General features: G+C 38.0%; 10 protein-coding genes. 4 read left to right on the top strand and 6 right to left on the bottom strand.

Annotated features, from left to right (window positions below; all coding sequences use genetic code 11):
* The first annotated feature begins 50 nt into the window (after positions 1 to 50).
* Together ACO052_RS11175 and ACO052_RS11170 are read left to right on the top strand one after the other, a co-directional pair.
* The gene (locus tag ACO052_RS11175; protein WP_422103833.1) at positions 51 to 1760 is read left to right on the top strand and encodes a PQQ-dependent sugar dehydrogenase; all 1710 of its coding nucleotides are present in this window, start codon (positions 51 to 53) and stop codon (positions 1758 to 1760) included.
* Positions 1761 to 1801: 41 nt separating this feature from the next.
* On the top strand, positions 1802 to 6694 hold the full coding sequence (locus ACO052_RS11170; protein ID WP_422103832.1) for a LamG-like jellyroll fold domain-containing protein: 4893 nt from the start codon (positions 1802 to 1804) through the stop codon (positions 6692 to 6694).
* A gap of 64 nt (positions 6695 to 6758) precedes the next feature.
* Here ACO052_RS11170 and hisS read toward each other — a convergent pair whose 3' ends face one another.
* A complete protein-coding gene (gene hisS, locus ACO052_RS11165; RefSeq protein ID WP_422103831.1) occupies positions 6759 to 8129 on the bottom strand; it encodes a histidine--tRNA ligase in 1371 nt (456 codons plus the stop codon).
* A 477-nt stretch (positions 8130 to 8606) separates the two neighbouring features.
* Between hisS and ACO052_RS11160 the strand changes: the two genes are divergently transcribed.
* The gene (locus ACO052_RS11160) at positions 8607 to 9848 is read left to right on the top strand and encodes an ABC transporter permease (RefSeq protein WP_422103830.1); all 1242 of its coding nucleotides are present in this window, start codon (positions 8607 to 8609) and stop codon (positions 9846 to 9848) included.
* Positions 9849 to 9880: 32 nt separating this feature from the next.
* Positions 9881 to 10531: a DUF2459 domain-containing protein gene (locus ACO052_RS11155; RefSeq protein WP_422103829.1), complete on the top strand. Its 651-nt coding sequence runs from the start codon at positions 9881 to 9883 to the stop codon at positions 10529 to 10531.
* Between the two features lie 40 nt (positions 10532 to 10571).
* Here ACO052_RS11155 and ACO052_RS11150 read toward each other — a convergent pair whose 3' ends face one another.
* The 5 genes from ACO052_RS11150 to rpsF all read right to left on the bottom strand — a co-directional run bounded on the left by ACO052_RS11150 (position 10572) and on the right by rpsF (position 13376).
* The gene (locus tag ACO052_RS11150; protein ID WP_422103828.1) at positions 10572 to 11048 is read right to left on the bottom strand and encodes a DUF6495 family protein; all 477 of its coding nucleotides are present in this window, start codon (positions 11046 to 11048) and stop codon (positions 10572 to 10574) included.
* 155 nt (positions 11049 to 11203) lie between these two features.
* Positions 11204 to 12073: a glycerophosphodiester phosphodiesterase family protein gene (locus ACO052_RS11145; protein WP_422103827.1), complete on the bottom strand. Its 870-nt coding sequence runs from the start codon at positions 12071 to 12073 to the stop codon at positions 11204 to 11206.
* Positions 12074 to 12276: 203 nt separating this feature from the next.
* Positions 12277 to 12726 carry a 50S ribosomal protein L9 gene (gene rplI, locus ACO052_RS11140; RefSeq protein ID WP_422103826.1) on the bottom strand — a complete coding sequence of 150 codons (450 nt, stop codon included), beginning with the start codon at positions 12724 to 12726 and terminating at the stop codon, positions 12277 to 12279.
* A gap of 12 nt (positions 12727 to 12738) precedes the next feature.
* A complete protein-coding gene (gene rpsR / locus ACO052_RS11135; RefSeq protein WP_198658944.1) occupies positions 12739 to 13038 on the bottom strand; it encodes a 30S ribosomal protein S18 in 300 nt (99 codons plus the stop codon).
* Complete coding sequence (rpsF, locus tag ACO052_RS11130; protein ID WP_076620932.1) at positions 13038 to 13376, bottom strand: 30S ribosomal protein S6; 339 nt, start codon at positions 13374 to 13376, stop codon at positions 13038 to 13040. Before rpsF ends, rpsR begins: the two co-directional genes overlap by 1 nt.
* Positions 13377 to 13533: the final 157 nt, after the last annotated feature.

The following is a 13533-nucleotide window of genomic DNA, read 5'->3' as shown; positions in this document are numbered from 1 at the left end:
TTTAGCCCTGAAAACGAAGAAATTAAATTTTTCGTTCTCCAAATTGCCCCATGATGAAAAAAAACCTTACCCAAGTTTTGATCTTCTCGGCCATGCTTTCATTTGGCCAAAATCCTGTGACGGATGATTCTGACTGGACGGTATCTAATATTACCCCAGATAATACCTTAGACTATCCCAATACCATTATCTACGGACCGGATGGGGGCTTATGGATTACCGAACGGGAAGGTAAACAAGTCGTAAAGATTGATAAAACTTCTGGAGCAAAGTCTGTCTTACTCGATTTGTCTGCTGAGGTACATCAGTCCAAAGGACAAGACGGACTTATGGGCATGGCCATACACCCTGATTTGTATGCAGATATCACCACGTCAAGTAACAACTATATTTATTTAGCCTATACCTATGATATTAACCCCTCGGATGATAACAATGATAATACGGAAGGCGATGTTGATAGGCGTTTAATCATAGAACGCTACGATTACAATTATACTAACGATATCTTAGAACCTTTATCGGCCATGACCATTGTTGACGGTCTTGACGCCAGTAACGACCATAACTCTGGCAAACTCATCATAGGGCCAGATTTAAAATTATATTATTCCATAGGTGATCAAGGCGCCAATCAATTTAGCAATGCCTGCGATCCCATACAGTCTCAAGACTTACCGACGAGTACAACAGATTTTGATGCTTATAAAGGCAAAATTTTACGTTTAAATTTAGATGGCTCAATACCAAACGACAATCCTTTGCTTAACGGCGTTAAAAGTCATGTTTTTAGCTATGGTCATCGCAATGCTCAAGGTATTGTATTTGGATCTAACGGAAAGTTATATGCGTCTGAGCACGGTGGAAAAGTCGATGATGAAATTAATATCATAGAAGCCGGAAAAAATTACGGTTGGCCCGAAATATCAGGAGGATTTGACAACTATGGATTCACGTATTGTGATTGGTCCTCTACTCCAGGTGGATGCACTGGTAGCGGTTTTAGCAATCACAATTGTGCTCCGGGTGTTACACCTATGACAGAGAGCATGTCTTACCCATCTGGAGCACCTAGCGATTTTGTTGAACCAATAGGCACCTATGGCAGTACGATCACTACAGAACCCACTGGTGGATGGTTGACTTGGCCAACGGTGGCGCCAGCTGGTATTTCTATTTATGAAGGCGGCCTTATCCCAGACTGGGGTGAGTCTTTGCTTATACCAACGTTGAAGCGCGGTACCATATACAGAGTAAAATTGAACGCAACAGGCGATGGCATTGATAGTAACCCTACACTATTAGACGGCTCAGTTTATGAAGAATTCCACTCATCAAACGATCGCTATAGAGATGTTGCCATAGATCCTGATGGTATAACATTTTACGCCATTACCGATAATACCGGCGGTACAAGTGGTCCTTCAGGAACCTCGAGCGTAAGTATAGAAAACCCTGGAGTGGTTATGAAAATTCAGTTTACAGGTCAAACCCTGAGTAATACATCGCAAGATTTGACGGATATTGGTATATACCCCAATCCGACCAAAGATACCTTTCATTTCAAATCTAACGGATTTGATTCTTTAGAAGATTTAAGTGTCACAATCATTGATATGCAAGGTAGACTCACAAAATCCGTAACACTGAGTAATCTTAATGATGAGGTGGATATTTCTGAACTTGCGGAAGGTATCTACGCTGTAAGCTTATCAAGTTCAAAACAAACCCTCTTTAAACATTTAATTGTCAAGAAGTAAAAATTAAAATTAGACCCCTTAATCTATATAACTATTAACCGATGAAATCCATTTACCCTACTAAAAAACAGAAACCGTTTATCAAAAACGTATTTATTTTAGCTGCTCTAGTTGTATGTACTTATAGTCTAAGGGCACAAACTACCATAGCCTCCTATGATTTTAATACAGGACTACAAGGTTGGACCGATGGTGGATCCGATGCAGGATTATATAATAGTTCGAGTTGGTCTTGTAGCGGTAGCAGATGTATCTATACCAAAGATGATCAGACCTCTAACAATTATATGACCTCACCGGTCTTGAACCTATCGTTTTATACGTCTATTGATATCTCTTTTTGTCATAAATCATCAGGTGTTGATGATGATGAAGGCTTTAACCTCCAATATTATGATGGAACGAGCTGGACGATTGTAAGAACTTGGGAAAGAGATGTAGATTGGTCTAGTAACGGAACTAGTAATCCACATTATTTTAGTCATACCCTAGATGACGCAACCTATACATTTAATTCAAGTTCACGATTCAGGTTTTCCGGTACAGCTAGCAGTGATAGTGAATATAATTATATCGATGATGTCCTTATTGAAGGTACTTCACCACCAGGACCAGAAATTGATGTTCAAGGCAATAGCGTATCTATTACCAATAACGACCTTAGCCCTGCCGTAAGTGATCATACCGATTTTGAATCTGTGAATGTCAGCGAATCGAAATCAAGAACATTTACTATTAACAACACAGGTACAACAGCACTTACCATTTCAAGTATTACCCTGTCAAACACAACTGATTTCTCAATTATTGGAACACCTTTTTCATCCCCCATAGCAGCTGGAGGATCCACAACATTTCAGGTACAGTTTAATTCCAGTACCGCGGGATTAAAATCCTCCACGGTCACCATTGCGAATGATGACCTAGATGAATCGAGCTTTGTCTTTGACATACAAGCCACCGCAGAACAAAATTTCTTTGATAGTGATGGGGATGGTGTATTAGACAATGTAGATATTGATGATGATAATGATGGTATAGCAGATGCGCTTGAAGAAGCGGCCTGCAAGAACTCAAATATCTCAGTGACCACTAATTATAAATTTTTAAATGAATCCTTTGGCACTGGTAATAGAACTACCATTAATACAACTTACAATGCGGTGACCACATATTGTTATGAAGATGGTACTGCAAGCTGTTCGACCGGTGGCGACGATTTGAATGATGGGGAATACACGGTTTATTATCGTGCAGCAGATGGTGATGGTATAGACGATACACCTATAGAGGAAATAGGTTCATGGGCAGACGCTTACTGGTATACCGGAGAAGATCATACCACTGGAGACACCAATGGAAGAATGGCGATGTTCAACGCTGCCATAGATCCAGGCATATTTTATACGGCAAATATTTCAGGTGCACTTCCCAATATTCCCATTACCTATAGTTTTTGGGTATTAAATTTAGATACAGTTGCTGCACCAGGGATTGCCACACGATTAAGGCCCGACATCCTTGTTGAGTTTAGAGATGCTAGCAATAACTTATTGGCCTCTATAACGACGGGCGACATTCCACCTTCTATAAATGGAGATGCCGCCGGTAGCTGGCACAATTTTTCTGCAGATTTAACATTTTCCGTTAGTGAGTTTAATGTTTACTTCTATAACAACCAACTTGGTGGTCTAGGTAACGACCTAGCTATTGATGATATTGAAATTACACAGACTTTATGCGATACGGATGGTGATAACGTGGCCGATGTATTTGACTTGGATAGTGATAATGATGGTATACCCGATGTGGTAGAATCTGGATTTGCCACTACAAGTAATGGAAAAGCTTATATAGATACTTGGGTCGATTCAAACGCAAACGGTATGCACGATGCCGCCGAGGGCGTTACACCTTTAGATTCAGATGGCGATGGCACCCCAAATTATTTAGATTTAGACAGTGATAATGATACCATTTTTGATGTTGATGAATCGGGTGCTGGGAACTCTGGAGACTCGAGTTTTGAAAACGGAGATGGCGATATTGATGGAGATGGTGTCGGTGATGGTGAAGATACGGATGCTGTAAGGGAAAAAGACTTTAACTCTGACGGCACTTCTGAATATTTTGCTGATGGTATTTTGGATATTTATGATTTTCTGGATGGAAGTACTATGAGTACAGCTTTTGGTAATCAAAATCAAGGTATGGGTCATACTTATCATGTTTTAGATTCCGATGGTGACGGCCTCCCCGACTACATAGACACTTATAATAATTCCACAAGCACCTATGATATTTCACAAACCCTTTATCCTCATCTCGATACAAATAATGACGGCCTTATAGATGATACTAATGACACCGATGGTGATGGCTTATTAGACCTTTTTGACACCAATGATAGCGCATTTGGGTCACCAAGGGATATATCCACAAAATTACAACTCTATTTCGATGGTCGTAATGATTACATAAAGGATGAGTCTCTGACGAGTGGATGGTCTGAGATTACATTAATGGGATGGATAAAACTCGACCCATTAGGTTTTGGTGCATCTCGAATGTTGTTTGGCCAGGGTAATTTTAACCTAAGACTTTTACCCGGTAACAATATCCAAGTAGCGGCTAGTGGATCCTCTCTAATAAGTGGAACAACTCTGGCCGATTCTCGATGGATTCATATAGCGGCAACATACAGTAGTACATCTGAGGAATTAAACTTATATATTAATGGTGCCTTAAATAGATCTATCTCAAAAAGTGGTGCATTAAATAGTGATACAAGTTCATTTACAATAGGAAGTAATACAGCAAACACGAACCTTTTCTTTAAGGGTTATGTGGATGAAGTAAGACTCTTTGACAAAGCCTTATCCGATGATGAAATTCAAAAACTTGTATACCAAGAAATCGAAGATAATGGAAATGTTCGTGGTACTGAAATCCCAAGAGATATTAGCTCATTGTCATGGTCGAACTTAGTGAAATATTATCGATTGGATAGCTTTAAAGGAGACATTACCGATAACTTAACGACTCCTGCTGTAGATGAAGGCACCGGTGCAAAAATGTACAATATTAAAGAGATCACTTATCAGTCGGCGCCTATGCCTTTTGTTTCACAACAAGGGAATACTAGTTTACCATTAGCGGTTGACATTTCTGCTGATGGTGTTCGCGGAGAGGATGTCGTCGACTATGATTGGTCTATCGTTCGCATAGAACATGATGATATAACCTACAGTGATACTCAAAGACATTTAGGCTTGTATATTAATGAAGAAGATGCCAGCTCCAATGCTATTGAATACCATGTTACCAATGACTCAGAACTTAATGTATCTTGGTATTTAAAATTAGACGGCTTTATAGATTTGGAAGGAGAATCGCAGTTAATTCAAGGGGATGATGGCTTACTTGACCCTACAAGCAAAGGAAAAATAGAGCGTGATCAACAAGGCACCGCAGATACGTATACTTATAATGTCTGGTCCTCACCGGTTAGCATCATTAATGAGACAAGTAATAATACTGACTATACCATCCCACAAGTCATAATGGATGGTAGTGACGCTAGCAACCCACAGACTATTAGTTTCATTAGTGGCTATGATGGTACCAATACCAGTCCAATCGGCATTGCCTTTCATTGGCTCTGGAAGTTTTCTAATTCTACCTCTGGCGATTACTCATCTTGGCAACACGTGCGCCGAACAGGCCTAATGTCACCTGGCGAAGGATTTACAATGAAAGGCCCGGGTACAGGGGACATATTGGATGAGCAAAATTATGTCTTTTCTGGAAAACCAAATAATGGTGACATCACCTTAAATATTAATTCTGGTAATAGCTATCTTGTGGGCAATCCTTATGCTTCGGCAATTGATGCTGACGAGTTTATTAATGACAATCCCAACTTATCAGGTACCCTTTCTTTCTGGGAACATTGGGGTGGCGGTTCACATATACTCTCTGAATATCAAGGGGGCTATGCCCTTTATAATTTATCTGGTGGGGTTTCGGCACCAGCTCCTCATCCCGATGTAGCTCAAGTCGGTGTAGGGACCAAAACACCTGGTCGCTATATCCCCGTTGGTCAGGGCTTCTTTGTAAACGGTACCAGTAATGGAACTATCACTTTTGAAAATGACCAGCGCATATTCGCAAAGGAAAGTGGTGGAAATTCTATATTTATGCGTGGTACTAATGTGACGAACTCTCAACCTATAGATAGCATTGTCGATGAGCGAATGAAATTTAGATTAGGTTTTAAATCGAGCAACACACTTCAACTCAGCCGACAAATTCTGTTGACCATCGATGAGAATGCAACGCCTGATGTGGACTGGGCCTATGACGGGATATTAGGTAATGCTCAGACCGACGACATGTTCTGGATGATCAATGATGAGAAATACATTATTCAAGCCAGTAATGAGGCCAGTACCACAACTATTTTTCCACTAGGTATCAAAACAAGTATTGACGGTACTAACACCATCAGAATTGATTCATTACAACATGTGCCCGAAGATCTCAATATCTATATACACGATATTGACCTCAGTCTCTACCACGATTTAAGAACTGAGGATTATGACGTCTTATTGAGCGCTGGCGACCATCTAAGTCGTTTTGAACTCGTTTTCGACAATCCAGAAACCCTATCTAATGATGAGCTCACTGTTGAAGATTTAAAAATGTACTACAGTTCTAATCGCGGTAAAATCGTTGTTTTAAATCCAAAACTGATAGAATTAGAGCAAATGCAACTTTACAACATAAATGGACAGGTAGTTTATACCAACACCGACTTATGGCAAGAAACCTATAACGAGTATCAACTACAGGATCTAAGTACGGGAGTGTACATTATACAACTCAAAACCATCACTGGAATCCACTCCAAAAAAATTATAATTGAATAGACGTGATTTTTATTTTTAGTTAGTGATTGGAAAAGCCACGACCAATACTCAGGTCGGGCTTTTCTTATTTTAAGGCCTTTAGTAAAGCAGACATATCTAAGGTTTGCTGCTCACCGGTATCCATATTTTTTAATGTAAAGCTTTCAGAAGCTAACTCCTGTTCACCTACTAAAACCACAAAAGGTATATGGCGCCTGTTCGCATAAGTCATCTGTTTTTTCATCTTGGCCGAATCAGGATACAACTCAGCTTTTACACCTTCCTTTCTTAATTGTGTAACGGCTTTTAAACAAGCCAGAGCTTCTTTGTCTCCAAAGTTAATAAATAGCACTTTTGTAGTATTTGCAATGGTTTCAGGAAAAAGGTTTAATTCTTCTAAAACCAAATAGATGCGATCTAAACCAAAACTAATCCCAACGCCACTGGTATCAGGCTTTCCAAATATACTAGTCAAGTCATCATAACGGCCACCTCCACCAATAGAGCCCATATCAACGCCTTCTGGAGCAGAGACCTCAAAAATGGCTCCCGTATAGTAATTGAGCCCTCTGGCTAACGTTACATCCAATTGTAATGTTGCCGTGTTTAAACCCAGTGTTGAAATGGCCGAATTTATAAACTCTAACTCTTCAATACCTTTTAAACCTATATCAGACGTCCCTAAAATGGATTTTAAACGCTCTACCTGTTCTCCAAAGTCCCCTTCTAAAGTGAACAAAGGTTGAAGCTGAGAAATTCCATCCTCAGAAATTCCTTTACTGCGCATTTCCGCTTTGACCTTCTCCTCACCTATCTTATCCAACTTATCTAAAGCTACCGTAAAGTCAATAAGCTTATCTTGGGCACCAATGACTTCGGCAATACCGGATAAAATTTTACGATTATTGATCTTAATGGTCACCCCTTCTAACTTTAAGGTTGTAAAAACCGCATCGTATAATTGTATAAACTCCACTTCCTGAAAAAGGGACTTTGACCCAACAACATCCGCATCGCATTGGTAAAACTCTCTAAAACGACCTTTTTGGGGTCGATCAGCACGCCAAACGGGTTGAATCTGGTAACGTTTAAAGGGAAAGGCAATCTCATTTTGATGCTGTACTACATAACGTGCAAATGGTACGGTTAGATCGTAACGTAAGGCCTTTTCGGAAATTTTCGATGTTAGTACATTTTCGGATTTAGAATTATAGTCCTCTTCAGAAACCTTACTCAAATAGTCACCAGAATTCAAAATCTTAAAAATCAAACGATCACCTTCATCCCCATATTTGCCCATTAAGGTCTCTGAGTTTTCAAAACTTGGGGTTTCAATAGGCTCAAATCCATAGCGCTCAAATTGCGCTTTGATCGTCTCTATGATATAAGAGCGTTTGGCTACTTCTAAGGCATTGAAATCTCTGGTACCTTTAGGAATACTTGGTTTTTGCGCCATAATATTTCCATCCTTCGACCCTGCTCAGGATAAACTACAGCAGGCATCCTTTTTTTAATGAAACAATTATTTAAATCAAATTAAAACACACTGTCATTTCGAGCGTAATCGAGAAATCTAAAGATTCAGCGTAGCTAAATCGCAGTTTCAGCATAGCTGAACCGAACGTTCAACGAATTCAAATCTCGTTGAATACAAATCATCTTAAGTACTTCAACAACGCTTCGATGCTTCGACTATGCTCAGCACAGGCTAGCTCAGTGTGACAATTCTAGTTTTCTAAATCTACTTTTTTAACTTCAAAAACACTTCGACAAGCTCAGTGTGACTTATGAGATTAACATCATCTAATCTCATATGTCACAAAAATATTATAAATTTTAGAGGCAAACCCAAGTAATTTTATTTTTATAGTAACTTTATGGGGTTTAGAACGTCTTATGGTTTTAAACGATCCAACTAACTTTAGACAACACTATGTTTTCACTAGCTAGAGAGAATATTAAAATTGCATTTGGTTCTATTAAAAGCCAACTTCTTCGCACCATTCTAACGGTTTTGATCATCGCAATTGGCATTATGGCCTTAGTTGGCATATTAAGTGGTGTTTCAGCCTTAGAGAATACCATTTCTAGCAATTTTTCGTCGATGGGCGCCAATACCTTTAACTTTCAACGTTATGAGTTTAGAGCCCAACGCCAAAGCAGTAGGGAACGCCAAAAAATAAACCCGGTCATTAGTTACAGAAATGTGAAGGACTTTATCGACACTTACGATTTTCCGTTTACCCAAGTGGCTGTGTCATTCTATGGATCCAGAGCTTCAGAAGTAAAATATGAGAACAAAAAAACCGATCCTGAGGTTGCCATTATAGGTTCTAACGAGCATTATATTGAAAACTCTGGTTTAGAAATAGAAAATGGTCGTTCTTTAAACTTTGCTGATATTGAAAACAACAACGCCGTTTGTGTGATTGGTAGTGATCTGCAGAAAGCGCTATTCCCTGATGAAAACCCGATAGATAAGACCATCAGCGTGAGAGGTTCTAAATTTAAAGTGGTTGGTGTAATAAAAGAGAAAGGCTCCACCTTTGGCAATAATCAAGATTTAACTGTTGTGATGCCTATACAAAAAGCCCGGTCTATTTTTACGAATCCCAACATTAACTATAGATTGAGTGTCAAAGTCGATAAAACAGATATGTTAGAAGGTGCTCAAGACGATGCCATATTGACCTTTAGAAATATTCGCGGACTCAACCCTATTGAGGAGAATGACTTTGGTATAGAACGCAGCGAAGATTTAATTAATCGTGTGGCAGAGAATACGAGTACATTATACATTGCGGCTTGGGTGATCAGTATCATTACCATATTTGGGTCTACCATTGCTCTGATGAATATTATGTTGGTTTCGGTTAGTGAGCGTACACGAGAAATCGGTGTCCGCAAGGCCTTAGGAGCGAAGCGTAGAACGATTGCCTTTCAATTTTTTATGGAAACCATTATCATTGGGCAACTTGGTGGTATTTTAGGGATTTCGCTCGGTATTTTAATTGGATGGGGAGTCGCGGCTGGATTTCAACTGGAGTTCTCCACACCTTGGGTAGCCATGATTTGGGCCACATCCATTGCTTTTATTGTGGCCGTTATTTCTGGGCTTTATCCTGCGACAAAAGCTGCTAGACTAGATCCTATCGAGTCCTTGAGATACGAGTAATTTCAGTTTAGGATGCACTGTTAAAAAGTTAAATGAAAGTCATCTTAAGGAACATATTCAAGTGGTTTTTATACATTCTAATCATTCCTTTGACTTACATTCTCATTTCTTTGGTACTCTCATTAATTACCATCAATCGCGTTGATGGGGTTAAGAATGCTGATAAAACAATCTTTTTGAGCACAAATGGTGTTCATTTAGAAATTATTATGCCCAAAAAAGATATTGCAGGCTCGGTTTTATCTGGAATTAGGTATGACCATAACGATAATTATTTATCATTTGGTTGGGGGGATGAAAATTTCTACATAAACACACCAACATGGGGAGATTTAACGTTTAATAATGCTTTTAAGGCCATATTTTTAAAAAGCCCTACGTTGGTTCATGTCACCAGATATCGTCGTAAAAAATCAGATTGGATAGCTATAAAAGTAAATGATTCTGAACTCCAGAAATTGAATCATTATGTATTTAAAACCTTTGTGCTCAATGATGACGGCACAAAAATTATACTGAAAAATAAGGGTTACACCGCAAATGATGATTTTTATAAGGCAAAAGGAAACTATTCATGCTTTAAAACCTGTAATTCTTGGGTAAACACCGGATTTAAAGAAAGTGGTTTAACATCTTGTCTTTGGACGCCATTCGATTTTGGTCTGCTTAATAAATACAAATAGAAAACCTTGCTCTTTTAGCTTACTTACTTCTAAGAGGAATCTAATTCTGTTGGATTAGCTTCTCAAAATACTGAAACAATTCACCTTTGGTGATATTGGCTCCTTGTTGTACAATTTTGAATATATCTTGATGTTTATCTTCTGAGTAACCTTTTTTGGCATTATAGAACTCTATATCGTCTGAGAGCAAATTATTACGAAGCCATTGAAAGCCCTCTTTAGTAGTGAAATCCGCTTTATTTTCTTTTAATTTAAGAGCAATAAGGTGCATATCCTTTGCCCCACATTTAAAAAGGTGTATTTGGTTGGGAGAAATGTGCTCTAGGAATTCAACTTTGCTTAGTACACCATACCATACCAAGTCGCTAAATACATCGAGCTCCTGCTCTGCGGCTTCAGGTTTATTTGTTTTGATATCTTCCCATTCGTCTGCTGTAATAGACTGTGTCGCCAAAAAATTGATAAACTCTTGGTGTAATTCTTCAAATTGTTCTTTTGTTAATCGTGTGTACTTCATTTACGGTCAATTTATTTGTGCTGAATCCTGTCTGCTGATCTGCCCCTGTCTAGCCGGCATGCAGGCGCACGAGACTTTGGAAGCTAAGCCTACAGATAGGCATTTCAGTATTTCAGCATCTCTTAAAATTTTATTTTCATATATCTGAAAATCAATCAATTAATAGCATTATAAGCTTTAAAAGGTCTATCCGTAGCCAATATATCTACTCCAAGACTTTTCCAATATTGATACATGTCTTCGCCTCTAGCCTCTGCTTGTTTATCTAAGTTCCCTAAGGTCCCAAGTATGCAGACTATACCTTCTTTATGAAGACGTTTATATAATGACGCTTTAGATAAACGCGTCCCAGTAAAGGCGAGCATATTTTCTGTAGGGATTCCCGAGTCTATTAAGCGATCTAACTCTGCATGATTTCTCGCTGAAACTGATAATAATAATTCTGGCGCCAATTCAAAAGCCGATTGTGCTTGTTTTAGATCATAGGTAATGATAACGCAATTATCTTCTGCTTTAGCAGCCCTAATTGCATCTATCACTTGCGCTTGACTAACACTGCGCTTAATATCTACAGTTAAAATTACATTTTTAGCCTTACACCACTTTAAAACATCCTTGAATAGTGGAATACGAAATGGAGTTGCTTTTCCATAACCATCTATAAGCTTGTAGTCTTTTAATTCTGTATAATTCAAATTCTTAACTAAGCCACTTCCATTGGTGGTTCTATCTAAAGCATTATCATGCATTAATATGAGTTTTCCATCTTTAGTTTGCGACACATCAATTTCAAATACCGCCTTAATACTATCATTGATATAGCTCATAGTTTCTAAACAGTTTTCGGGATATTTTTCTAAGCCCATACCACCTCTATGTACACTTATATTAGGGTAATTAGAATTTGAAGTCTTAAAGAGTTCAATCAACTTTGATTTACGATTGAAATCAGTGCCTTGACTAGACTTTGAATCCTTACAGCCAGTAAAAGTGACCAGGATAAATACGAGTAATAGTCTTTTCATATCATCTAACCTATGGGATCCTGTTCTTGAGCAGGATTAATTCAATTTAAAACTCAAATTATAACTCTATTGAAATACCATTTTCTGAGGTATGATCTCAATTAAAATATTTGAATTCGCAGTAAACTACTCTGCAAAAATTTGTTTCAATAAAAAAACCGCTTAGATAACTAAACGGTTTTATATTGAAAACTTTGAAGTCATTATTTTTCAGCAACTACCTCAAATGGTAAGTCTACCGTGACATCTCTGTGTAATCTTATGACAGCATTGTATTTACCTAAACGCTTCACATTACCACCTATCACATTAATGTATTTCTTGTCAATTTCATGACCTTCCTTTTGCAAAGCTGCAGCAAGGTCCATATTGTTCACGGATCCAAAAAGCTTATCACCCGCACCTACTTTAGAAGCAATTTTTACTTCTAACGCCGAAATAGCTTCAGAAGTTTTTTGAGCGGCTTCAATAATTGATTTTTCTTTGAATGCTCTTTGTTTTAAGGTCTCAGCTAGCATCTTTTTCGCTGAAGGTGTTGCCATAATAGCATGTCCCTGAGGAATTAAATAATTTCTACCATAACCGTTCTTAACTGTTACAATATCGTCTTTAAATCCTAAATTCTCAACGTCTTGTTTTAATATAAGTTCCATTGTTATGATATTTTACTTTAATAAATCAGCAACGTATGGCATTAAGGCTAAATGTCTAGCACGCTTTACAGCCACAGATACTTTTCTTTGGTACTTTAAAGAAGTACCTGTTAAACGTCTTGGCAATAATTTGCCTTGTTCGTTAACAAAGCTTAATAAGAAATCAGGATCCTTATAATCTACATACTTAATACCTGACTTCTTAAAACGACAATACTTCTTAGTTTTTTGAGTCTCAATGTTTAATGGTGTAAGATATCTAATCTCACCATCCTTTTTTCCTTTTGCTTGTTGTTCTATTGATGACATAATTAAGCTTTTTGTTTGTTTCTTTCTCTTCTCTTCTCAGCCCAAGCAATAGCATGCTTGTCTAATTTTACAGTTAAGTAACGCATAAAACGCTCATCACGTCTAAACTCTAACTCTAAAGGTTCTATTGCTTCACCAGCAACTTGGTACTCAAATAAGTGATAAAAACCACTTTTTTTGTTCTGGATTGGATATGCCAGCTTTTTCAAGCCCCAATCTTCTTTGGCAATCATCTTAGCTCCTTTAGAAACGAGGAAATCCTCATATTTCTTAACTGTTTCCTTTATCTGATCTTCAGATAAAACGGGATTTAAGATGAAAACAGTTTCATAATGATTCATAATTAATTATTTTGTTTATTCATAAAACGGCTGCAAAAATAAGCATTAATTCTAATTCTGGCAATGTTTTTGATAGCAAAGTTTCCAACAATTTTTGCACTAAAGATTATGTTAAATTTTACAGTTTGTCGGTAAAATTTGTTTTTTAACCGAAATT

The sequence above is a fragment of the Winogradskyella sp. genome (assembly GCF_965228925.1).
Lineage (GTDB): Bacteria > Bacteroidota > Bacteroidia > Flavobacteriales > Flavobacteriaceae > Winogradskyella.
Note: the sequence above shows the minus strand (reverse complement) of the source record. Positions and strands in the feature narration are given on the sequence as shown.

Bases quoted from the DNA above. Each gene is read 5' to 3' on its own strand.
- ACO052_RS11175 (WP_422103833.1), top strand. From the start codon at position 51: ATGATGAAAAAAAACCTTACCCAAGTTTTGATCTTCTCGGCCATGCTT.
- ACO052_RS11170 (WP_422103832.1), top strand. From the start codon at position 1,802: ATGAAATCCATTTACCCTACTAAAAAACAGAAACCGTTTATCAAAAAC.
- hisS (WP_422103831.1), bottom strand. From the start codon at position 8,129: ATGGCGCAAAAACCAAGTATTCCTAAAGGTACCAGAGATTTCAATGCC.
- ACO052_RS11160 (WP_422103830.1), top strand. From the start codon at position 8,607: ATGTTTTCACTAGCTAGAGAGAATATTAAAATTGCATTTGGTTCTATT.
- ACO052_RS11155 (WP_422103829.1), top strand. From the start codon at position 9,881: ATGAAAGTCATCTTAAGGAACATATTCAAGTGGTTTTTATACATTCTA.
- ACO052_RS11150 (WP_422103828.1), bottom strand. From the start codon at position 11,048: ATGAAGTACACACGATTAACAAAAGAACAATTTGAAGAATTACACCAA.
- ACO052_RS11145 (WP_422103827.1), bottom strand. From the start codon at position 12,073: ATGAAAAGACTATTACTCGTATTTATCCTGGTCACTTTTACTGGCTGT.
- rplI (WP_422103826.1), bottom strand. From the start codon at position 12,726: ATGGAACTTATATTAAAACAAGACGTTGAGAATTTAGGATTTAAAGAC.
- rpsF (WP_076620932.1), bottom strand. From the start codon at position 13,376: ATGAATCATTATGAAACTGTTTTCATCTTAAATCCCGTTTTATCTGAA.